Annotated in this window: 19 protein-coding genes; 16 read left to right on the top strand and 3 right to left on the bottom strand. The window is 46.8% G+C overall.

Annotated elements, in window-relative coordinates:
• Positions 1-221: 221 nt before the first annotated feature.
• Positions 222-1,229, top strand: a complete 1,008-nt coding sequence (locus tag D104_RS28665) for a phosphotransferase (protein WP_024024110.1) — start codon at positions 222-224, stop codon at positions 1,227-1,229.
• Here the strand turns inward: D104_RS28665 and hrpB are convergent.
• Together hrpB and D104_RS28655 are read right to left on the bottom strand one after the other, a co-directional pair.
• Positions 1,215-3,737: an ATP-dependent helicase HrpB gene (gene hrpB / locus D104_RS28660; RefSeq protein ID WP_024024109.1), complete on the bottom strand. Its 2,523-nt coding sequence runs from the start codon at positions 3,735-3,737 to the stop codon at positions 1,215-1,217. The two genes, D104_RS28665 and hrpB, sit on opposite strands and share 15 nt — an antisense overlap.
• Before the next feature lie 47 nt (positions 3,738-3,784).
• Positions 3,785-4,081, bottom strand: coding sequence for a 2Fe-2S iron-sulfur cluster-binding protein (locus tag D104_RS28655; protein ID WP_024024108.1), 297 nt, complete (start codon positions 4,079-4,081; stop codon positions 3,785-3,787).
• A 123-nt stretch (positions 4,082-4,204) separates the two neighbouring features.
• On the opposite strand from D104_RS28655, the gene D104_RS28650 reads away from it, so the two are divergent.
• From D104_RS28650 to D104_RS28605, 10 genes are all read left to right on the top strand, one after another.
• Positions 4,205-4,939, top strand: a complete 735-nt coding sequence (locus D104_RS28650) for a response regulator (protein ID WP_024024107.1) — start codon at positions 4,205-4,207, stop codon at positions 4,937-4,939.
• Positions 4,940-7,528 carry a PAS-domain containing protein gene (locus D104_RS28645; RefSeq protein WP_024024106.1) on the top strand — a complete coding sequence of 863 codons (2,589 nt, stop codon included), beginning with the start codon at positions 4,940-4,942 and terminating at the stop codon, positions 7,526-7,528.
• 111 nt (positions 7,529-7,639) lie between these two features.
• The gene (locus D104_RS28640; RefSeq protein WP_024024105.1) at positions 7,640-8,671 is read left to right on the top strand and encodes a sugar ABC transporter substrate-binding protein; all 1,032 of its coding nucleotides are present in this window, start codon (positions 7,640-7,642) and stop codon (positions 8,669-8,671) included.
• A gap of 90 nt (positions 8,672-8,761) precedes the next feature.
• Positions 8,762-9,844 carry an ABC transporter permease gene (locus tag D104_RS28635; protein WP_024024104.1) on the top strand — a complete coding sequence of 361 codons (1,083 nt, stop codon included), beginning with the start codon at positions 8,762-8,764 and terminating at the stop codon, positions 9,842-9,844.
• Complete coding sequence (locus tag D104_RS28630; protein WP_024024103.1) at positions 9,844-10,638, top strand: ATP-binding cassette domain-containing protein; 795 nt, start codon at positions 9,844-9,846, stop codon at positions 10,636-10,638. Before D104_RS28635 ends, D104_RS28630 begins: the two co-directional genes overlap by 1 nt.
• An 83-nt stretch (positions 10,639-10,721) precedes the next feature.
• On the top strand, positions 10,722-11,699 hold the full coding sequence (locus D104_RS28625) for a substrate-binding domain-containing protein (RefSeq protein WP_024024102.1): 978 nt from the start codon (positions 10,722-10,724) through the stop codon (positions 11,697-11,699).
• Positions 11,700-11,768: 69 nt separating this feature from the next.
• Positions 11,769-12,656: an AEC family transporter gene (locus tag D104_RS28620; RefSeq protein WP_024024101.1), complete on the top strand. Its 888-nt coding sequence runs from the start codon at positions 11,769-11,771 to the stop codon at positions 12,654-12,656.
• Between the two features lie 21 nt (positions 12,657-12,677).
• The gene (locus tag D104_RS28615) at positions 12,678-13,253 is read left to right on the top strand and encodes a mechanosensitive ion channel domain-containing protein (protein WP_024024100.1); all 576 of its coding nucleotides are present in this window, start codon (positions 12,678-12,680) and stop codon (positions 13,251-13,253) included.
• Positions 13,254-13,335: 82 nt separating this feature from the next.
• Positions 13,336-13,611: a hypothetical protein gene (locus tag D104_RS28610; RefSeq protein WP_024024099.1), complete on the top strand. Its 276-nt coding sequence runs from the start codon at positions 13,336-13,338 to the stop codon at positions 13,609-13,611.
• A gap of 118 nt (positions 13,612-13,729) precedes the next feature.
• The gene (locus D104_RS28605; RefSeq protein WP_024024098.1) at positions 13,730-14,560 is read left to right on the top strand and encodes an ion transporter; all 831 of its coding nucleotides are present in this window, start codon (positions 13,730-13,732) and stop codon (positions 14,558-14,560) included.
• A 22-nt stretch (positions 14,561-14,582) separates the two neighbouring features.
• Here D104_RS28605 and D104_RS28600 read toward each other — a convergent pair whose 3' ends face one another.
• Positions 14,583-15,479, bottom strand: a complete 897-nt coding sequence (locus D104_RS28600) for an EamA family transporter (protein ID WP_024024097.1) — start codon at positions 15,477-15,479, stop codon at positions 14,583-14,585.
• 269 nt (positions 15,480-15,748) lie between these two features.
• On the opposite strand from D104_RS28600, the gene D104_RS28595 reads away from it, so the two are divergent.
• From D104_RS28595 to D104_RS28575, 5 genes are all read left to right on the top strand, one after another.
• Entirely contained in the window at positions 15,749-16,420 is a 672-nt protein-coding gene (locus D104_RS28595) for a response regulator transcription factor (RefSeq protein ID WP_024024096.1), read from the top strand.
• The gene (locus D104_RS28590; RefSeq protein ID WP_024024095.1) at positions 16,413-17,867 is read left to right on the top strand and encodes a sensor histidine kinase; all 1,455 of its coding nucleotides are present in this window, start codon (positions 16,413-16,415) and stop codon (positions 17,865-17,867) included. Before D104_RS28595 ends, D104_RS28590 begins: the two co-directional genes overlap by 8 nt.
• Entirely contained in the window at positions 17,864-18,961 is a 1,098-nt protein-coding gene (locus D104_RS28585) for an ABC transporter substrate-binding protein (protein ID WP_024024094.1), read from the top strand. The genes D104_RS28590 and D104_RS28585 overlap by 4 nt, the downstream gene beginning before the upstream one ends.
• A gap of 94 nt (positions 18,962-19,055) precedes the next feature.
• Entirely contained in the window at positions 19,056-19,991 is a 936-nt protein-coding gene (locus D104_RS28580) for a TAXI family TRAP transporter solute-binding subunit (RefSeq protein ID WP_024024093.1), read from the top strand.
• 10 nt (positions 19,992-20,001) lie between these two features.
• Positions 20,002-21,945, top strand: coding sequence for a TRAP transporter permease (locus tag D104_RS28575; protein WP_024024092.1), 1,944 nt, complete (start codon positions 20,002-20,004; stop codon positions 21,943-21,945).
• The last annotated feature ends 98 nt before the right edge of the window (positions 21,946-22,043 follow it).

Raw genomic sequence — 22,043 nt, 5'->3', positions numbered from 1 at the left:
GCTTTTTTACGTCTGAAATAAGTGACTGATAAAAGCGCTTGGGAACGTATTGGAAAGAAGTTAGCGGATCTGTTTATACACCGAAGAAAAAATACGTTTTTCCTATACTGTTAATAACTTAGATGCTTATCCACTCCTATCACATTAAAAAGTCGCTTTTGTCTTGTTTATGTCGATAATAACGTGTGTTTCCCTTTTGACGGTTTAAAACGAGGTTACTGATGACGCCTGAAATTTTCATAAAGCGACAGTGTAAGGCGACCTTTGTTGAACGTAAGGAAGTTATTCAGTCTCTATGGAGCGGCTATGGAGAGATCGTTCGTTACGCAATCACCACAGACTTAACCAATCCGTCTTCCTCTTCAATTATTGTGAAACATTGCACTTTTCCCGCTACAACAAGTCACCCTCGCGGTTGGCAGTCTGATCATGCTCATAACCGAAAAGTACGTTCCTATGAAGTAGAACAGTCTTGGTATCAAAACTGGGCTTCTCGTTGTAATGAATCTGCGCGAGTCGCTGATTGTTACGGCTGCTACGTTGATGATCAAAGTGGTCAGCGCCTTACTGTGCTGGAAGATCTAGACACCTCAGGGTTTGCTGATCGATATGTTATTGATAATGACCAGCACTTGTTGTCTTGTATAAATTGGTTAGCGGTGTTTCACGCTGGATTTATTCATCCTAATCCGGGGCTTGAATGGCCTAAAGGGTTGTGGCGAAAAGGAACTTATTGGCATTTGGATACCAGACAAGATGAATGGCTGGCTATGGAAGAAGGTGAATTGAAGTCATCCGCCGCTGCTCTGTCGAATTGCCTTGATAGCGCGACATTTAAAACTCTGGTGCATGGAGATGCGAAGGTGGCGAATTTTTGCTTTTCAACTGATGCTGCTGTTGCCGCTGTAGATTTTCAATACGTTGGTGGTGGCGTGGGCGTGCAGGACCTAGCTTACCTGTTAGGCAGTGCGTTATCGGAAAAGGCGTTGTCCGAGAATCTGATGTATTTACTGGAGCATTATTTTTCTGAATTAGGTCGAGAGCTTATGGCGCAAGGTGAGTCACAGGCGTTTGCTCAAGAAGTGATTGATGAGTGGCAATATTTGTTCCCTATCGCTTGGGCGGATTTCCATCGTTTTATCATGGGGTGGTCGCCGACTCATCCGAAGAATACCGCTTTCAGTCAACTACTTACGGAACAAGCGCTAAGTCAATTAAGAGGATCTTAGCGCTCGATTCGTTTTCGCTGTCGCTTGTGCGTCTAGTGGGTTTTCAGGCCACGGGTGCTTAGGGTATCGACCGCGCATTTCTTTGCGTACTTCTGGGTATGCTTCCCGCCAAAAAAACGCTAAGTCTTGTGTTACGGCTAAGGGGCGTTTTCCTGGTGACAGTAGCTCGATTCGTATGGGTTGATGAAGGACGTTCGGACTGGTTGTACAACCAAACATTTCTTGGAGCTTTACTCTTAATGTGGGAACCAATTCGCAATAATCAATCGCATGACTTGAGCCGGATGGTGCCATGATTCGAGTTGGAACCTGCTTATTAAGCGCTTGCTGTTGTTGCCAATCTAGTCGATTCAATAGAATGTCGGTAAGCGGTAATTTTGCCAACGCTGATTGATTGGTTATGTTGCTCAAATACGGCGATAGCCAATTTTCCAGCGTTGCTAACAATACATCGTCGGAGCCATCTGGCCATGGTGTGATTTTGTCGTGCTGAAAAGCAAATTGCATTCGAGCTCGTGCTTGTTTGCTTGAATCATCCCAAGGTAGAACGGCCATTCCTTCGGCTCTAATATACTGACACACCGCGGTACAAACGGCTTCAGCCGATAGAACTGGTCGCTTTTTAGAATCAATGTGAAGTTTGCCGATCCAGCGTTGAGATTCGCATACTATTCGACCGTCTTTTTTTGACCACGCCGTGTGTTCTCGCGACTCAAAAAGGGGATTGAGCATATTTCTCTCAAGGGGTGTACTAAGGAAAATACGATCTTCGTTTACGTCTTTATGACCGCCCACATCCAAGGCAATAATCCACTCACTTTGTGCGCAAGGATCATGAATCGGCAGTGATGCTCTGCGTCCGTTGGCGAGCTTATAATAGACTTTGTCTTGGTCCTGATTGGTTCGTTGTGCGATGCGATCGGCAAACGCGGATAATAACAATGGTGCGATTGCATCGAGGTGATGAGAAGATGGCGTCGAGACGTTTTCCACAGCTTCAAACGTCAACTGCTGACTGCGTTTTTCCCATTGTTGTTGTGTTTTCAAATAGGTTTGCTTGGGTCGTTTGCTCTTTATATCGATTTGGCCTTCAAGCCAATTTAATCGATCAGAAAGGTCGCTATGATGTTGAGTGAATGGATCGCCTTCTGACAAAATGGTGCAAATCGCACTGGCAAGTGTGCTGCTCTTGCTGCGCTTTCCTTCTACTAGAATCCGAGCTAAGCGCGGCTCTATTCCCAGCTCGCTCATGTGCAATCCGAGAGGTGTGAGCAGCAAGGCTTCATCAGGTTCAAGCACTGACAATGCCGTGAGCAAGTCAATTGACTGTTGCCAATGACTTTCCGTTGGCGGCGTAATCCAATCCAGCTCCAAGCGATCTTGTACACCCCATTTGGCGAGGTCCATGACTAAAGAACTTAAATCACTGATTTCGATTTGAGGCTGCGCTTGCGGAGCCAGCTGGTATTGCTGTGTTTCACTCCACCAACGGTAACAAATGCCGTCTTCAGTTCGGCCAGCGCGGCCCATGCGCTGAGTGGTTTCTGCTTGGGTGGTTCGGCGTGTGTGTAATCGTGTGATGGCGGTGTTGGCATCAAAACGTGCTTCGCGGCTCAATCCGCTATCAACAACCACTCGAATGCCTTCGATGGTCAAACTGGTTTGCGCAATCGCAGTGGCAAGAACTATTTTACGAGCTGGCGCCATCATCGGCTGAATTACCTGCTCTTGTTCTTTTAAACTGAGTTCGCCATACAAAGGCAAAATACTTAAATGCGCATGATGCCCTAGTTGTTGCTGTAATTTACTCTCGGCCTGCCTAATTTCTCTCTGCCCAGGTAGGAAGACTAAAATACTGCCCGTTTCGTCATGAAAGGCTTGGCAAGTCAGTCGCACGACTTCGTCGGTGATTTGAAAGGCTTTTAGCGCCTTATTGCCATAATGCGTTGTGATCGGAAAACTGCGACCTTGACTGGTGAGCGTAGGGCAGTTGAGTCTGGCTTCGAGCGCGTCTGTGTCTAATGTGGCGGACATGACTAAAAGTTTTAGTGGGTCTTCGTCGCGATAGATCTCGCGTGCTTGTAAGCACAGTGCAAACGCCAAATCAGAGTGCAGATTGCGTTCGTGAAATTCATCAAATATGACCAAGGCGATATCGTTTAGGCTTGGATCATCGTGCAGCATGCGAGTTAACACGCCTTCGGTTACGACGAGCACTTGAGTGTGTTTGCTTTCTTTGCTTTCGTGTCGAATACGGTAACCAATACGTTCGCCGAGCGGTTCGTGTAGTGAATTGGCAAGGCGTTGAGCCGCGGTTTTTGCGGCCAAACGACGCGGTTCAAGCATGATTATTTTACGGCCTTTGCACCAATCTTCTTCCATCAACGCGAGTGGCACCACGGTGGTCTTACCCGCGCCGGGCGCGGCTTCCAGAATGGCTTCGTGGGATTGGCAAAGTTGACGTATTAGATCGGGAATCAGTTGGTAAATAGGCAGTTCGTTAGACATAAGGCCACTCAATAATATGCTGCGTCTATGATAGCGTTTTCAGTGGGTTAGCGCAGCGTCACTTTTGGTTTGCCAATCACAATGTCTGTCTTACAGGCGGCGATGCAAGGCAAAAAATATCCATTCTGTTTTTCTTTATCATTGAGTCCGTGCGGTTGCTTTTCGGCGTAATCTATCTCGCCAGAGAGCAAAGGCGTTAGGCAAACGCCACAGACGCCGTTAGTGCAAGCGTGCTTAATTGGAATGCCATGCTTCACTAAAGTCTCCAGAACAGTGTCGCCTTGGCCATGGATAAGCTCTTGTTCAGGGTTTAAAAAAGAGAGGCCGATGCGTTTCTTCTGCACAAGAAGCTTTTCCTTCTGTTAATCTTCCATTAACTTTAGCATGGTATTAGTAACGCCGTAATAACTGCTTTTTCTAGTTTGGTGTGCGCCGAATAATAACGACAATGGATCCCAACACAGACAATGACAGAACAAAATAAGAAGACTTTATTGGTTGTCGATGACGATCAAGATATTCGTCAGTTGCTATGTGATGCTTTGTCACAAAAAGGCTATCAGGTATTAGAGGCAGAAGATGGTCGGCAAATGTGGCTGCATTTGGAATCCAAAGCGGTGGATTTGGTGCTGATGGATTTGTACCTTCGAGAGGAAGATGGATTGAATCTTGCTCGAGATATCCGAGAGCGCTTTGCGATGCCCATCATGATGTTGACGGGAAAGGGCGACGAAACCGATCGTATTCTAGGGCTTGAGCTCGCCGCAGACGATTACATGATGAAACCCTTCAACTTACGAGAATTGACCGCCCGTATCCACGCCTTGTTACGTCGTGCTTGCCAAGCGGCTCCTGTGTTGGCGCATACCATTAATCAAGAACATGACTGTTTGAGTTTTGGGCCTTGGGTATTGGACTTAACAGCTCGACTGTTACAGGACCAAGATGGCCAGCTTGTCACATTAACCTTAGGCGAGTTCTCTTTATTAGAAGTGCTTGCGCAGCACCCAGATCGCATTTTTTCTCGTGAACAGTTGATAGAGCAAAGCCGAGGATTAGAAACCGAAGTGTTTGATCGAACGGTGGATGTGTTGATTTTGCGATTACGCCGAAAAATAGAAACCAATCCTAAAACCCCCAACTTTATTAAAACTCAGCGTGGACTTGGTTACTTTTTTCAAGGCCCAGTACGGATGAACTAAATGCGCTTTACTAGTATTCGCCAAAAAGCCTCCTTAGCTATATTAGCAATTAGCTTGGTGGCGTTTTTTATGGTGGGTATTGGTTGGCAATCTATGCAAGTCAGTGAGGCGTCTCTGTCGGAATTTGAATCAGAAACCCTACCGGAAATCAGCACCTCATTAACCTTAGCCGAAGGTGTGGCCCAACTGGCAGCCATTGCGCCTTACACCGCAGGCTCTGGCCGACCTTTTCAACTACAAACCGAGTCTGAACGAATTCATCGTCGTATTCTTGAACTACGTGGTGTGGCGGACAGTTTGGCGGATTCCGTTTTCCAACGTGACATCGACGAGCGCTTGGATGACTTACAAACAACGTTAGAAGAATTGGTGTCTTTGGTCAGAGAAGAGTTGTATTTACGCGAAGACAGTTTGGCGCAGCAATTTCGTATTCGACAATTAACGTACGAGGAAGGCGGCGCCACAGTAAACCGTCAGCAAGGCTTGGTTTGGCTGTTGCAGCTGTTAGAGTCGCCGAGTTTGGTGCCAGAAAGCATGATGAAGCAGCTCAAATTGTCGGATCAAAATGGTCAAGTGTCGAGTATTGCCGACGATTTGCTCATGGCGCACCGTCGTTTAAACAAGATTCAAGAGCGAAAAAACTACTTACTCATTTCCATTCGCGCTAAATCGGAACAATTAAGCCAACAGGTCAGTGATTTTGTGGGCGGATTGCAGAAGAAGGTAAGCCGCCAGCGGCAGGAAGTATCGGCGTTTGTCGCACGAGGTCAAAATTGGATCATTGGTATTTCCGTGTTTCTTTTGTTGGGGCTGACGCGGCTGTATTTATACAGTCAGCGTATGACAAAAGACTTGGGCGTGGTGACCAATGACATGGAGCAGCTTTCTTTAGGTCGCGTTGATTCAAAACGCACGGCGATTCGTCGACATGATGAAATCGGCACTTTAGCGGACACATTTGAAGTCTTTCGCCGTGATGCGCTACGTCGCTTGGAAGTGACAGCCGAATTGTCCGAACAGAAACGCTTGCTGGAAACCATTTTTGACAACATGAACGACGGGTTAAGTGTGTTTTCGTCCAAAGGCACGCTCGTCGCTTGGAATGTTGGTTATCAAAAGTTGTTTGATTTATCAAATGACGACTTGCATGTGGGAATGTCCATTGATGACGTTCAGCATCTGATTAATCGCGGCCAGCATAAAAACCTCAATCTAGAGAATCAACAAGTACACATGGAAGAAGTGAATGTCACTCGACATGTGCGCTTTCAAAGTTTCGAACGTCATTTCGAGTCGGGAAAAATTGTCGAGTTCCGCTCCAAGCCTATGCCGGAAGGGGGCTTCGTCACACTTTATACCGATTTAACCGAGCGCAAGAGTGTGGAAAGCCAACTGCGTCAGGCGCAAAAAATGGAAATGTTAGGTCAGCTTACAGGCGGTGTGGCGCATGACTTTAATAACCTGTTGGCGGCGATTATGGGTAACTTACAAATGCTGGCAGATTCTCAACCCCAAACCACCGACCAAGCTCGATACATAGAGCGAGCGCTTGTTGTATCAGAGAAAAGCAGTAACTTGGTTCAGCGGTTATTGGCGTTTAGTCGTCGGCAGCAGCTTTTTCCTGTGTCTATCGGGATTGATGATTTGATCGAAGGGATGCTGGATTTGGTTGAGTACAGCGTGGGAACTCATATCCAAGTTGAACGTGATTTGAACTGCCCTAACGCGGTCAGTTTGATTGATCCGTCGCAGCTCGAAAATGCCTTATTGAATTTGTCACTGAACAGCGCAAGTGCGATGCCAGACGGTGGGCGCTTGGCGTTTTCGACAAAGCTCTGCACCTTACCAGACAGCGATGTGCCGGCCATTCGAATTCGTGTTGAAGATTCGGGAGAAGGCATATCAGAAGACGTGATTGGTCGCATCTTTGAACCGTTTTTTACCACCAAACCCGTCGGTAAAGGCAGCGGGTTAGGGTTGAGTATGATTTATGGTTTTGTAAAACAAAGCGGCGGCGAGATAAAAGTCACCTCAGAACAAGGTAAGTGGACGCGTGTTTGTTTGTTTTTACCTCAACAAACTGTGCCAGCAGACCTGTCTGCGGGTGATCATGAGTTGTCTCAAGAGCATGAGTTGTCTCAAGAGCATGAATGTCCTCAAGAAGCGATCTTGCTACCGGAATGTAGCGTGGTGTGGTTAGTGGAAGACGACGATGAAGTGTGTCGTGTTATGCGAGAACAATTGGAAAAAATGGGGTTTATCGTCCAGAATTTTGATTGTGCTGAAGCGGTTATAAAAGGGTTAAGCAAGGCCATTATCCCAGATGCCATTGTGTCCGATGTGAATTTGGCTGGCGCCATGAGTGGTGTCGCATTAGCGCACAGTATACGTTCAGGGTCATCGAGCTTTACTGGACCGATATTGCTGATGTCAGGTTTACCAACCGATGAATTAAAACAAAATTATCATTTAAAAGACGACGATTTGTTTATTTCAAAACCTTTTACAATCAAAGCGTTAAATAGAATATTTAAAATAAAAAATACGAATGTTACAAATATTACGAAAAAAGACCACATCGTGAAATGATTCATTAGCTTTTGATCTCCATAGTGTTTTGTTAGAAGCGGAGTCGGGCTGGATCTGTTTCAAATGGCATTGCTGCCAATAATAAAAACAAAAAACTGGAGTTAAAAAACAATGAAATTCATGCATCGCATTTCTTATAAAAAAATAGCGTGTCTAGTGGCTGCGGGCACTCTGTCTACTGTTTCTATCGCAGAAACCCCAATCATCGGTCTTATCACCAAAACCAACACCAACCCGTTTTTCGTTAAAATGAAAGAAGGCGCTCAGCAAAAAGCCGAAGAGCTAGGTGTTGAGTTGCGTACGTTCGCAGGTCGTTACGACGGTGATAACGAGACCCAAGTGCAAGCCATTGAAAACCTAATCTCAGCGGGTGCAAAAGGCATTCTCATTACGCCAAGTGATACCGCGGGCATTGTTCCGACGATTCAAAAAGCACGTGATGCTGGCTTGCTGGTTATCGCGTTAGACACACCACTTAGCCCTGCTAGTGCAGCGGACATGACATTTGCGACGGATAACTTTAAAGCCGGCGAAATGATTGGCATGTGGGCAAAAGCAAAAATGGGCGATAAAGCCAAAGACGCAAAAATTGCGTTGCTCGATTTAAGCACGAGCCAAATCACGGTTGACGTTGCGCGTGACCAAGGTTTCTTGAAAGGCTTCGGTATCGATATCAAAGATCCTAAACGTATGGGTGACGAAACCGATCCTCGTATCGTGGGTAATGATGTAACACAAGGGTCTGAAGAAGGCGGTCGCCGTGCGATGGAAAACCTTCTTCAACAAGATCCTGAAGTAAACTTGGTTTATACCATCAATGAACCTGCGGCGGCGGGTGCGTATGAAGCGTTAAAATCATTCGGTCTAGAAAAAGACGTATTGATTGTTTCTGTTGATGGCGGTTGCCCAGGTGTTCGTAATATCAAAGACGGCGTCATCGGCGCTACTTCTATGCAATTCCCTCTTAAAATGGCGTCAGAAGGCGTAACGGCCATCGTTGAGTTTGTAAAATCTGGCTCACGTCCATCTGCATCTAGCGGTCTTGATTTCTTCGACACAGGCGTTCAGTTAATTACTGATGAAGCCGTTAAAGGCGTTAACTCTGTTAGCTCCAAAACGGGTTTGAGCATGTGCTGGGGCTAATTAATCTCTTGTGAGAGATGGGCTAAGGTGCCCTGATTTACCGTTAGCCGGCTGTTTGGCTAACGGTCCTTTTCCTGTCTGGAGTAATCTATGAGTTCAACCGACACAACGCCGTCTACGGCTGTGCTTGATCACGACAAAGTGGCGGATCAAGCAAGCACGTATGTCGCGACATTCGAGCGCAAAGAAACCGTAATACAGCGCTTTCAAAAATTTCTTCACAAATACCCAGTGGCGGCGCCTAGCATTGTCTTAATCTTGGCGGTCATTGGTTTTAGTCTTATTGTTGGAGGGCGTTTTTTACACCCATTTAACCTGTCATTGATTCTGCAACAAGTCACCATTATTGGTGTGATTGGTGTTGCGCAAACCTTAATTATTTTGACCGCTGGTATTGATTTATCGGTGGGTGCGATCATGGTCTTGGCATCGGTCGTGATGGGTCGTATGGCGATAGATTACGGCTTTGAAGCGTGGCTTGCTTTACTGATTGGTATTGGCGTAGGCGCGATTGCGGGTTTTATCAATGGTCTGCTAATTACACGCATGAAGCTACCGCCATTTATTGCCACGTTAGGTTCTTGGAACGTCTTTTTTGCACTGAATTTATGGTATTCAAAGAGCGAAACCATTCGCTCTCAAGACATCAGTGCGGCGGCGCCATTATTACAATGGTTAGGGGAAACGATTAACGTGTTTGGTGCCCGATTAACCTACGGCTCCTTGTTAATGTTAGGGATCTTTTTTGTTATCTGGTACGCCTTGAATTGGACGCCATGGGGGCGCCACGTGTACGCCACGGGTGATGATCCAGCGGCGGCGAAATTGGCCGGTATTCGTACCGATCGTATCTTGTTGTCCGTGTATATTTTAGCGGGCGTAGTGTGTGCTTTGGGCGCATGGGTATTGATTGGTCGTATTGGTTCTGTCAGCCCTCAAGCGGGTTACACGACGAACTTGGACAGCATTACCGCGGTGGTTATTGGTGGTTGTAGTTTGTTTGGTGGCCGAGGTTCTATTTATGGCACCTTGATTGGCGCCTTGGTGGTCGGCGTGTTTCGTAATGGTTTGGCACTCGCTGGTGTCGATGTTTTGTGGCAGGAATTCACCGTCGGTATTTTGATAATTGTCGCCGTGGGTGTTGATCAGTGGATCCGAAGAGGAACAGCATAATGGCAGCTCAATACGATAAAACACCCGTATTACAAACAAAGAATTTGGTTAAGCGTTACGGCAGTGTCACAGCGATAGATCATGCGGATTTTGAGCTGTATCCCGGTGAAATTTTAGCGGTGATAGGTGATAACGGTGCGGGCAAGTCGTCTTTGGTAAAAGCATTATCTGGCGCGCTTACACCAGATGAAGGGGAAATCTTACTTGATGGTAAGCCCGTGCATTTTTCGTCACCAATGGAAGCTCGCGCGTTGGGCATTGAAACCGTGTATCAGAATCTGGCCGTGTCGCCAGCGCTTAACATTGCAGACAATTTGTTTTTGGGGCGAGAATTACTGAAACCGGGTATTTTGGGTTCGGTGTTTCGCATGTTAGACAAAAAGGAAATGGAAAAACGCGCTCGTGAGAAAATGGCCGAATTAGGCTTGATGACCATCCAAAACATTAGCCAAGCGGTCGAATCGCTTTCTGGCGGCCAGCGTCAAGGCGTGGCAGTTGCACGTTCGGCTTTATTTGGTAGCAAGGTCGTCATCATGGATGAGCCGACGGCGGCGTTGGGTGTGAAAGAATCACGTCGAGTATTGAATCTCATCAAAGAAGTACGCGATCGTGGATTGCCAATCATTTTGATTAGCCATAATATGCCTCACGTTTTTGAAGTCGCCGATCGTATTCATATCCATCGATTGGGTAAGCGCGCCGCGATTGTCACACCGCAATCTCATAGCATGTCAGACGCCGTCGCGATCATGACCGGCGCAATGGATGTGGACAGCTCAGAAGAAGCCGCTTAGAGCTGCTATGTCGCTGTTTTGCTTCTGCGCTACGCTAGGGCAAAATAGCGACTTGTTTTATGCAGTCAATTAGAGGAAATACAATGAGTTTAATTACATGGGCCGCGACCTTCGCCAAAAAAGCACGCACGCTTAGGGCGACAAGCCGCTTCATGTCAGGTTTGGGTGCGTTGTTTATTATGGCGGCCTTGCTTTCTCCTTTGTCTTCTCAATCCTCAGAACCTCAACTGCTTAAATCTATTGGCATCAGTGTCGCGGATTTGGGCAATCCTTATTTTGTGCAATTGGTCGAAACGGCGGCGTCGAAAGCCGAAGAGTTGACGGGCGGGCCGGTCAAAATGGTGATCCGTTCAGACGCATATGATTGGCAAAGACAAGTGGCACAAATCAATGAATTCATCGATCAAAATGTCGACTTAATTGTCCTAACGGCAGCCGATGAATACAAAGTGGGTCCCGTGGTGGCGAAAGCCCAGCGGGCCGGTATTAAAGTCATTGCGGTGGATGTTAATGCGCATGGCGCTGACGCGACCATCACCACGGACAACGTACAAGCCGGTGTTATCGCCTGTGAAAAATTGGCGAGTCAAATGGGTTACCAAGGTAACTTTGTGATTATTAATGGCGTTTTGGTGTCGTCGGTGATTGAGCGTGTCGCAGGGTGTAAGTCTGCGTTGAACAAATACCCAAACATTACGTTATTAAGTGATCGTATGAACGGCACGGGTAGCGTGGAAGGTGGCATGGAAGCGATGACGTATTTGATGGAAGAATACGATCACATCGACGCAGTCTTCACGATCAATGATCCAACGGGATTTGGTGCATTGCGTGCTGCACAACAAGCGAACCGAAGCGAATTTTTACTGGCTTCCGTTGACGGCGCGCCGTTCGCTGTCGACCTGATTAAGCAAGCTAATACGCCTTGGATTGCTACGGCGGTTCAACGTCCTGTTGAAATGGCGGAGAAGGCGATTGAAATTGGTTTGGATTTATTGGAAGGTCGAGACGTTCCTCAGCGATTTATCCTCATTCCGGCTATTTTGGTTAAAAAAGACTAACCTATATTTCAGTGTTGGTCTTTGTGAATAAGGGCGTTAAGCTATTGCCCTTCATTTACGAGGCCTTTCATGGACACATCTGCATTGTTCTCTCAAATATTTAATACGGTCTTTCCATTAGCCAGCATCGTGCTGGTGGCATTTTTGTATGCGCGAGGCCGGCCAACGGACATGACGGTCGCGAACCGTTTGAATATCAGCGTTTTTTGCCCCGCTCTGATTTTTTCGGTCATGGCGTCGAAAGATTTCCATATCGCGCTGTATTCCGACCTGATCATGGCGGCAACCGCGGTGGTATTGGGGTCTGGTTTACTGATTTGGCCACTGTGCAAATGGTTGAAAATTTCGCCTAAAACGCTCGTGCCTCCGATGATGTTCAATAACAGCGGTAACTTGGGCATTCCGCTGATTTTACTGGCGTTTGGTGAATCGGCGTTGCCCATTGCCGTGGTGTTGTTTTTGACCGAAAACTTGCTGCATTTTACCGTTGGCATGTATCTGATAAACCCCAAATCCAATTTTTTTAATGTGTTAAAAATGCCGATGGTGATTGCCACCATTCTGGGCTTGGTGTGGAGTTTTCAAGGTTGGGGGTTAGCGCCTGCGGTAAAAGTGTCCGTGGATATGTTGGGGCAAATCGCAATACCTCTGATGCTGTTTGCGCTGGGTGTTCGTATGACCAGTGTGGATTTTAGTCAGTGGAAAATTGGTGTGATCAGTGGCTTTTTATGTCCGTTAAGTGGCTTGATTATCGCCGTCATTTGGCAATATACCGTCGGCATGTCAGCAGAATATTTTGGTTATTTACTGGTCTTTGCGTGCTTGCCTCCGGCTGTATTGAATTACATGGTGGCGGAACTCTATCAACAAGAACCTCATAAAGTGGCGTCGATCGTGTTGATTGGTAATTTGATGAGCTTGGCCATCATTCCGTGTGTATTGTTTTATGTCTTATAAGCGAAAGTTTGGAGTAAAAATATGATGGTGCAATTGGGTTTAATCACGCTGCTGTTGGTGGCGTATGTCATCTTATCTCGCTTCTTAAAGTCGAGTGTGGCCTTGTTAGGGCGCTCTAAGTCTGTCAATGAAGTGCGTATTACCTATGTGTCCAGAATGCTCAACCTTGGTTTTACGGCGGTTTTTGTCTTGTTGGTGTGCTTGGTTTTAGGCATAGGTTACGGACAATTGGCGATTTTCTTCTCGTCTGTTTTTGCCGTTGTGGGTGTCGCGTTATTTGCCCAGTGGTCCATTCTAAGCAATATCACGGCGAGCTTAATCATCTTCTTCGGCTTTCCTTATCGCGTTGGTGACTGGGTGAAAGTGGTTGATAAAGACGATGAAATTTTAGGCCAAATTCTTGAGATATCGACATTCCATGTCATTATTCAGCGTTTGTCTGGCGACGTAGTGACGTATCCAAACAGTCTGATACTGCAAAAAGCGGTAGTGCGTTTCGACAACAAAGAAGCGGCGCAAGCCATGAGCCAATTTAAGACGGAAAAAGAAGAGGCTGAAAAAGTGAAGGTTGAAAAAGGGGCATCGCTTCACAATTGAACAAAAAATAATCAGATTTTCAGGATTTCTCTTATCTGTGTCATACTAAGAGGCTTTCATCATATGGGAAAGGGAGCATATCGTGAAATCTGATCCGCAAGCCTTACTGAAAAACAACGATGAGCTCATTCATTCTGATGCGCTCAAAGTCAAATCTCACGCCCAACGCCCGCAAGAAGATTGGGTGCTGCATACGTTAATGATCGAAGGTTACGACGTTCCGTTTCGTTTTAAACGTCAGGGGAAATACCGTACATTGCGCGGCGCGAGGGTCAATTTAACCTATTACCCTGCACAAGAAATGGTCGCTGGCATTCCCGTTGAAATCATGAAAGTCGTGCGAGTGAAACGAACCTAATAAGCCCGTTTTACTGTCTGGACACCTTCTGCTTTAATTCTGAATGATATGAACTTAATATGACGTCACCTGTCTGTCATGCAGGGTCTTTTAGTTTGTATATTAGGTGTCGAAAATAATGGAAACGAGTCGTTCAGGAAATCTGTTTACTACGATGAAGCGCATTGAGCGCAGCGCGTGGTTTCAAGGTTTTATCATCAGCATCATTGTAGTTGCCGCCTTAACGGTTGGCGCAAAAACCTATTCTTTGCCTTATGGTATTGATAAAGCGATTAATTATTTAGACAACTTCATTACCGTTTTCTTTCTTGTCGAACTGAGTCTGCGCTTTCTTGCTTGCGATGATAAACGTCACTTCTTTAAAGATCCTTGGAATCTATTTGATACTGTCATCGTGATTGGCAGCTTGATGCCGATTTCTGAAACCGAGATGATTCTTGTCGCACGCTTACTGCGTGTGTTTCGTGTCTTGCGTCTGGTTTCTATTATTCCAGATTTGCGTTTTTTGATTAACGCCTTGCTCAAAGCCATTCCTAAGATGGGCTACATCGCCTTGCTGATGTTCATCATTTTTTATATATTCGCTGCGGTTGGCTCGATCTTTTTCCATCAAGTCAACGAGACGCTGTGGGGTGACATCGCCATCTCTATGCTAACACTGTTCCGCGTGGCCACGTTTGAGGATTGGACCGACGTCATGTACGAAACGATGGAAGTGTATCCGTTCAGCTGGATCTTCTACATCATCTTCATTTTCTTAACGGCGTTTGTGTTTTTAAACATGATGGTCGGTGTCGTACTGGATGTGATGACACGAGAAACGGCCGAAGAAGAGCATGAAAATCAGGAAAACCACCATCAGGCATTGGTGAGTCAAATTTCCGATCTGCAAGCTCAAGTGGCGCGCCTTGCCGACAAAATTGACGAGCAAAACGATCGTAAAGAATAACGCCCACTACTGAACAGAGCACCTACGGGTTTTGTTGGCTCACTTTCTTGAGCCAACGACCGCCAAAGGTGTTCAGTATCAAGCCCAGCAATACAATAAAAATGCCTGTCCACTGCATGGCACTCACCGTTTCAGACAAAAAAATCTCTGCCGAAGTGAGTCCAACCACTGGCACGCCTAAGGTCAGTGGTGCCACCGTTGCCGCAGGGTATCGAGACAGTAAATAGCTCCACAAACCATAACCAGCCAAGGTAGCAAACAGCGATAAATACGCCAGCGTCGCGATGGTTTTTAGGTTCAAATTCACGATGTTGCTCCACATTACGTCGCCGCCATCGATAAAATACGCGCATAAAAAGAAAGGAACCGCAGGCACCCAGCTCGACCAAACGATGAGGTTCAGGTTTGCGTCATAGCCTTTTCGACTGATGATTTTTGTGAAGATATTACCAAGCGCCCAACTCGATCCTGCCGCTAGGGTGAAACCAAAGCCAAGCGCCGTCATGGTGGAGTCCTCATTATCAAAACCAATGACCGCCAAGCCGCCAATGGCAATGCCGATGGCAAGTACTTGATAAGGACGAACCGTTTCTTTTAATAACAGAACAGCGAACAGCAGGGTGAAAATAGCCTGAGATTGTAGAACCAAAGAGGCCAATCCCGCTGGCATACCAAACGACATGGCGCTGAATAAAAACGCAAACTGCCCGAAGTTCAGTGACAAAGCATAGCCAATACACCAAAGCAGCGGTGTTTTCGGACGAGAAAAGAAAAAACAGCCAATCATCCCGATGACTAAGAATCGCAAACCACCTAACATCATCGGCGTTAACTCATCCAATCCCCAGCGCATCACGATAAAGTTAAAGCCCCACGCCACAATAATAATGAGCGCTAAAAACATATCCTTGCGAATCATAGTGAATCCTTAACCGTGATGTTGGAGCAAAAAGAAGGCCATCACTTTACGTGTTTTAGGGAAGTTTGCACATGGACAGATAGCGAAAGAAAGAAGGACACAGATCGCGATATCTTGGGTTTTGTCCTTGTTATTCTGTATTCATTTTTCATTTAACGCATTGATAGAAGAGATAGAGCATTCTTTCGCATCGGAATATGCGCTAAATTGCTCCCAGAAAAACAGTATTTCATCGTTGAACACAACAATAACAAAAGAGCGTCATTATCATGCGTATTTTAGTCGTAGAAGACGATCGAATTTTAGGCGAGGCGATTAGCCAGCGAATTGGTCGAATGGGGCACGGTCTTGATCTTGCTCAAACTGGAGCCGAAGCGAACCAGATGTTGGCGCTTCAAGAATATGACTTGATGCTGCTCGACCTAAATTTGCCAGACATGACGGGCAATCAGATTTTACAGAACCTTCGAAAAAAACACTCCAGCACGCCCGTTATAGTACTGACAGCGCGTGATGAGATAAAAGACCGCATCGAGTTGTTGGATCTCGGCGCAGACGATTACATGACCAAACCAGTCGATTTTGGTGAGCTGGAAGCCCGCTGCCGCGCCTTGCTTCGTCGCAGCCAAGGGCAGGCACAAAACACCATAGAGTACGGGAATGTTTGCCTCGATTTACAAGCCTGTACCGTCACGGTAAAAGACAACACGATTGCGTTAAAACAACGAGAGTTTCGCCTGTTGGAAGTATTTATTAGTCATACTGGTCGTGTGCTCAGTAAAGAAGCGTTGATTGAGCATATTTACAATTTCAACGAAAACCCAAACGCCAGCGTCATCGAAATTTACGTGGCGCGATTACGAAAGTCCTTACAAGGCAGCGATATACACATTAGAACCATTCGCGGTCTTGGTTACTTATTGGAAAAACACCATGCCTAAGACGACGACCTCAATGCGTCGGCAATTGATCTTAATGGTCAGCATGGTCTTGATCTGCATTAACGTGTTGGCGCTCTGGGGCGCGCACATCTACGCAAACCGCGCCACGAAAGTGTCTTACGATCGGCTCTTATACGGCGCGGCGTTACAAATGGCGGAAAATATCAACATATTGGACAGTAAAGTGTTTATTGATTTGCCTGTGTCCGCCTTTGAGACGTTGGCGCTCTCAAATTCAGACCGTGCTTTTTACGCCATTATGAGCAACCAGTACCAAGTTCTGACAGGTTATAACGACTTGCCTAGTATTCCTTTTACGCAATTGCTGCTTCAGTCCACCGAAAAAGAGAAGTTCATTCCAATCTATTATGAAGCGCCGTATCACGAAGAAAATGTACGTTTTGTCGCGCTCGGGAAACGATTGTTAGAAGCGGATAAAGTGAATGACGTGTTTATTATTGTCGGGCAAACGCTGGGCGCACGCCAAGCTGCCGCGGCAGAAATTAACCGAATGGCGCTGCATTTTGTCAGTTTGTTTTTTGTCATTACGTTGCTCCTGCTGCTCTTCGTTATTTGGCGCGTATTACGGCCATTGCAAGCGATCAAGCAGGCCATCACGGAACGCTCTCCACTGGAGCTGTCGCCACTTGAAACCAATGTGCCGAGTGAAATCGCGCCGCTGTTAAAAAGTATCAATTATTTCATGGCGCAGTTGGACACCACATTGGAGCGCCTTAAACGCTTCACCGCAGAAGCCGCTCATCAGATACGTACGCCACTAGCGGGACTGAATTCTCAGGCACAAAATGCCATAGATGAAACAGACGAAGCGCTACGTCAGAAGCAGTTACAGCATATTTTAGAAAGCAGCAATGTGTTGAGCAATACCGTCAATCAGCTGCTTAACCGAGCCACACTGACGCACCGTTACCAAAGTCATCCTTTTAGTCCTGTGTCCTTAGATCAATTGACCAAAGACACCTGTCGAGAGCTGGTGGTTTGGGCGTTAGAGCGAAGCGTTGAAATTGAATACGTGGGCGACATTCAAGCAACGGTCGATGGTGACGAATTTGCGCTCAAGCAAATGCTGCAAAACATCATAGAGAATGCCATCAAATACAGCCCAAACAAGGGGCTGGTAGAAGTCGAACTGATGTCGACAAACGAACTGAAAAACGTCGCGGTGGTGTTGCAAATTCGAGATCAAGGCGTGGGTGTACCAGACGAAGACAAAGAGCATATTTTTGAATATTTTTATCGCAGTCCAGACAATCAGGCATCCGGTTCTGGCATTGGTTTATCGATCGCCAAAGAAGTGGCCGAACACCATGATGCGAGGTTCCATCTGAAAGACAACGAGCCCACGGGACTGATCGTGGAAGTTATTTTTCCTAGGCGTGTGCTTTCTAAGAACAGGTATCCTAAAGTAAAAGGAGCGCGACTATGACGCGCTTAATGGCGATATTGGCCTGCTTTTTTGTATGGTTTTTTCTCACGCTCAGTTCCCTTGCGTTTGCTGAGCAAGACGGCACTGAAAAAGAAAGCACGGGCAATGAAAAGCGCGTGCTAACCATTCATGGGGCCGCGAATCGTAACGTGATTGAACCTCTGTTTAAGGCGTTTGAGACGCAGCACCCCGATGTGACAATTCATTATACCGAATCGAATACGCGGGACCTATACGAGCATTTTCTCTCTGAGCCAGAAACACGCCCTGATATCATCATGAGTCCCGCCATGGATCTGCAATTTAAGCTGGCGAACGATGGTTTTGCGCTGGCTTATCAATCACCAGAACTTAAACAGCTTCCTAGTGACTCACATTGGCGCAACGAATTGTTTGGTTTTACCTACGAGCCAATTGTTACCGCGATCAATATCGATATTTTGGCCGCGGACGATTTGCCGTTGAGTCGTGAGCAATTGCTCAATTTGATCCGCAAGAAGAACCACTTGTTGGATGAAAAAATTGGTCTGTTCGATATTAAAAAGTCAGGAATCGGCTATTTGGCGTGGACCTATGATGGGCAGCAATCACGCAGTTATGGTCGTTTGCTGGAAGCCTTTGGCAATCATCAAGCACAACTCTATACCGACACGTCTTCTATGCTTCAGGCGCTTTTGAAAGGACAAATTTTTGTCGCTTATAACCTAATTGGCGCTTATTCGTATCAATGGTCTGAGCAATATTCATGGATTAAAACCATCATGCCGACCGATTACACTTCGGTGATTATGCGCACGGCGTTTATCTATCGAGACGCCAAGCAGCCAAGACTGGCAAAACGCTTTATTGATCTTTTGCTGTCGCCTTTAGGGCAGCAGATTTTAGCAAACCAATCCGGTCTTACACCGATTAGCCCGAAAGCGGTTGGGCCTTATAGTCGGGATGCGCTAAGCAAGTTGCCCCACGGTATTTTTCGTCCTATTCCGCTTGGCCTTGAATTGCTTATTCAGACGGACGATGCCAAAAAACAGCTTATTTACAATGAATGGGGCAATGCCATGCGGCCTTTATCAGAAAGACTTTCTTCACCTTAAATATTTTGTTGATGCGCCATGAAAGGTTGGTGAAAGGTTTCCTCGTTACAGTGACCTTGCAATATAAACAACAAAAATAATAATGGAGAAACCCATGTTTAAAAAAGTATTCATCGCGAGCGCGTTATGCGCCACTTTGGTCACTTCCGCAATGGCAGCTGATCGCGTTTCCATTGGAACGGGCGGAACAGGCGGTTTGTTTTATGTCATTGGTGCTGGGATTTCAGAAAGCATCAATAAACACATGGATAACACCACGGCACGAGCGGAAGTCACGGGCGCGTCGGTTGAAAACAATCACCGTGTTGCCGCAGGTCAAATGACCTTAGGCTTGTCTTCCTCTTCAACCCTGTATGAAGCCAAAAATGGCCAAGGCCCATTTAAAGTCAGCGGGCCGCTGGATGTGGCTGGCATAGCGTATTTGTATCCTGCGGTACTTCAAATTGCGACTAAGTCGGGTACCGGTGTTAACTCGTTCGAAGAATTGAAAGGCAAGCGAGTCAGCATGGGGCCTCCAGGCAGTAATGCCGCCGTACTGGCGACGCGTTTGCTACAAGAATACGGGGTATTTAAAGACATCACGCCACGCTTCCTTTCTTACAATGAAGGCGTTAAAGCATTAATAAACGGACAAGTGGATGCGACCGTTGTATTAGCGGGCGCGCCAACGGCGTCATTGATCGATTTGGATTCACAAACTGACATGAAGCTGCTGTCTGCCAAGATTGAAAAGTTAGAAAGCTTGATTCAAAAATACCCTTTCTATCAGGCTTACTCGCTTCCAGTCGGAACGTACCCGGATCAGACTTCTCCCGTTACTATGATTAACGATCCTGCGATTTTGTTTACCAGTGGTAAGGAAGATCAGAGCACGGTGTATAACATCACCAAAGCGATTTTCGACAATCTAGACGAGCTTGGACAGATTCATCCACAGGCGAAAGCGATTTCCTTGAAAACGGCGAAATACACACCGATTGCCTTGCACCCTGGTGCGAAAAAATACTTCGATGAAGTAAGCGGTAAATAGGAGCGCGATCATGAAGACAAGCCTACAAAGTTTGCAGCTTGAATCTACTTTTACCGGTGAAAAAGAACGTCTGTCGGTTTCTATCCTGTTTAGTGTTATTGCCGTGGGCATTGCTGGGCTTGTACTTTATGGCGCCTATTACGGCGGTATTACGGCGTTGCTATTGAGGTCGTTGTTTTTCTCATTAGTCGCTGGCGCAGCCATGTTGTTTTACGCGTTGCGATACAAAAGTGCAGTGAGTCGAAGCGCATTTTATTTACTGGCACTGATTGCCTTAGTGCCTGGGCCATATTTATGGCATTACTATATCGACATTATCATGCGTGGCGCCATGTCGATTGGGCAGGATAAGTGGGTATTTCTGGCTTTGATTGCCGTGGTGTTTGTCTTTGTCAGAATGGCCGTTGGTTGGGCGTTGATCACCTTAATGACGGCGGCGTTTCTGTACGCTTATTTCGGTGATTTGATTCCTGGGAAATACGGTCACAGCGGTTACGATTTAAGTCGTTTGGCCTCAACGTTAATGCTATCAACCGAGGGTGTTTACGGTGTGCCGATGGGCGTCGCCGTTGAGTATATTTTCCTGTTTAGTTTGTTTGGTGCCATTTTAACCAAGATCGGCACAGGGGAAGTATTTGTTAATATAGCCCGCGGTCTGACGGGACGAGTACAAGGCGGTCCGGGGTTGTCAGCGGCGTTATCTAGCGCGTTATTGGGTTCGCTGAACGGCAGCGCGGTGGCAAATGTGGTGACGACAGGTACCTTTACGATTCCCTTAATGAAACGTGTTGGCTACAGTGCAAAATTAGCCGGAGCGATAGAGGCTGCCGCGTCATCAGCGGGGCAAATTATGCCGCCAGTCATGGGCGCGGCGGCTTTTTTGATGGCGGAAATGATTGGTATTCCTTATGCCGAAGTGGCGTTAGCCGCCTTGGTACCTGCGCTGTTGTACATCTTAGCCTTGATGATTTCCGTTCGACTCGAAGCAGGGCGTCTTAACTTAGCAAGAGACACGGAAGCGGGCTTGCAGTTACTGCTTGAAACCCTGAAAACAAAAAGCTATTTGTTGCTGCCGCTGGTGGTGTTGATCTCGCTGATGATCTCCGGAAAGTCGCCCACCCAAGCGGCGGTGATGGGGATTGTGGCGGGTTTGTTGGTGTGTCCTTGGAAGAAAGCCACACGCATTAATGCTGTCGATATTATTGACGCTTGCAAGGAAACCTTAACCTGTACATTGCCGATTGTCGCCGCGGTAGCCGCCGCAGGTGTGATCATTGGCATTTTGAACCTCACAGGCATGGGGTTGATGTTATCAGGTTTGATCATTGAGCTTGGCGATGGCAACTTGTGGGCCGTTTTATTGCTCACCGCGTTGGCCTCGTTTGTCTTGGGAATGGGCTTGCCTACTTCCGCTGCGTATTTATTGCTCGCAGTATTGGTGGCGCCAGCGATGACACAACTGGGCATGGAAATCTTGTCTGCGCACATGTTCATTTTTTACTTTGGCTTGGTGTCGGCCATTACACCACCGGTTGCCTTAGCAGCTTATGCGGCGGCGACAATATCGGGTGCACAGCCAAATGAAACCGCGGTGGAATCCATGCGATTAGGCTTTGTGAAGCTCTTGGTGCCGTTCTTATTCGTCACCATGCCGGGTGTGTTGTTAATCGGTTCGACCGAAAGCATTGTGGCGGCAATCACCTTTGCCACCTTGGCAACGACATCGATGAGCATTGGCTTTTCCGGCTGGTTGCGAGTGAATTTATCGTGGGTTACTCGATTGTTGTACGTTGTCGCGGCGGTGCTCATTGCTTGGCCAGCAGCGGCAACCGACTTGTCTGTTGCGGTTCTGGGCGCGCGAGTGATTGGGTTTGTATTATTCTCTGGATTGCTGTTCAAGGCCTGCATTCAACCGAAAGCGGACACGATGGCAGCCACCGACGCGAAAGTCTAATTCGATCATTCGATAGCTCAGTAATTCGATCCTTCGATAGCTCAGTAATTCGATCATTCGGTAGCTCGGTAATTCGATAGCACAATAGAAAAGCCACC

This window comes from Marinomonas profundimaris (assembly GCF_000508165.1).
Classification (GTDB): domain Bacteria; phylum Pseudomonadota; class Gammaproteobacteria; order Pseudomonadales; family Marinomonadaceae; genus Marinomonas; species Marinomonas profundimaris.
This window is presented reverse-complemented; position numbering and strand designations above follow the sequence as displayed.

Coding starts and splice junctions, on each gene's coding strand:
- D104_RS28585 (WP_024024094.1), top strand. CDS start 17,864: ATGACGCGCTTAATGGCGATATTGGCCTGCTTTTTTGTATGGTTTTTT.
- D104_RS28665 (WP_024024110.1), top strand. CDS start 222: ATGACGCCTGAAATTTTCATAAAGCGACAGTGTAAGGCGACCTTTGTT.
- D104_RS28595 (WP_024024096.1), top strand. CDS start 15,749: ATGCGTATTTTAGTCGTAGAAGACGATCGAATTTTAGGCGAGGCGATT.
- hrpB (WP_024024109.1), bottom strand. CDS start 3,737: ATGTCTAACGAACTGCCTATTTACCAACTGATTCCCGATCTAATACGT.
- D104_RS28580 (WP_024024093.1), top strand. CDS start 19,056: ATGTTTAAAAAAGTATTCATCGCGAGCGCGTTATGCGCCACTTTGGTC.
- D104_RS28640 (WP_024024105.1), top strand. CDS start 7,640: ATGAAATTCATGCATCGCATTTCTTATAAAAAAATAGCGTGTCTAGTG.
- D104_RS28645 (WP_024024106.1), top strand. CDS start 4,940: ATGCGCTTTACTAGTATTCGCCAAAAAGCCTCCTTAGCTATATTAGCA.
- D104_RS28620 (WP_024024101.1), top strand. CDS start 11,769: ATGGACACATCTGCATTGTTCTCTCAAATATTTAATACGGTCTTTCCA.
- D104_RS28650 (WP_024024107.1), top strand. CDS start 4,205: ATGACAGAACAAAATAAGAAGACTTTATTGGTTGTCGATGACGATCAA.
- D104_RS28635 (WP_024024104.1), top strand. CDS start 8,762: ATGAGTTCAACCGACACAACGCCGTCTACGGCTGTGCTTGATCACGAC.
- D104_RS28600 (WP_024024097.1), bottom strand. CDS start 15,479: ATGATTCGCAAGGATATGTTTTTAGCGCTCATTATTATTGTGGCGTGG.
- D104_RS28630 (WP_024024103.1), top strand. CDS start 9,844: ATGGCAGCTCAATACGATAAAACACCCGTATTACAAACAAAGAATTTG.
- D104_RS28615 (WP_024024100.1), top strand. CDS start 12,678: ATGATGGTGCAATTGGGTTTAATCACGCTGCTGTTGGTGGCGTATGTC.
- D104_RS28590 (WP_024024095.1), top strand. CDS start 16,413: ATGCCTAAGACGACGACCTCAATGCGTCGGCAATTGATCTTAATGGTC.
- D104_RS28625 (WP_024024102.1), top strand. CDS start 10,722: ATGAGTTTAATTACATGGGCCGCGACCTTCGCCAAAAAAGCACGCACG.
- D104_RS28605 (WP_024024098.1), top strand. CDS start 13,730: ATGGAAACGAGTCGTTCAGGAAATCTGTTTACTACGATGAAGCGCATT.
- D104_RS28575 (WP_024024092.1), top strand. CDS start 20,002: ATGAAGACAAGCCTACAAAGTTTGCAGCTTGAATCTACTTTTACCGGT.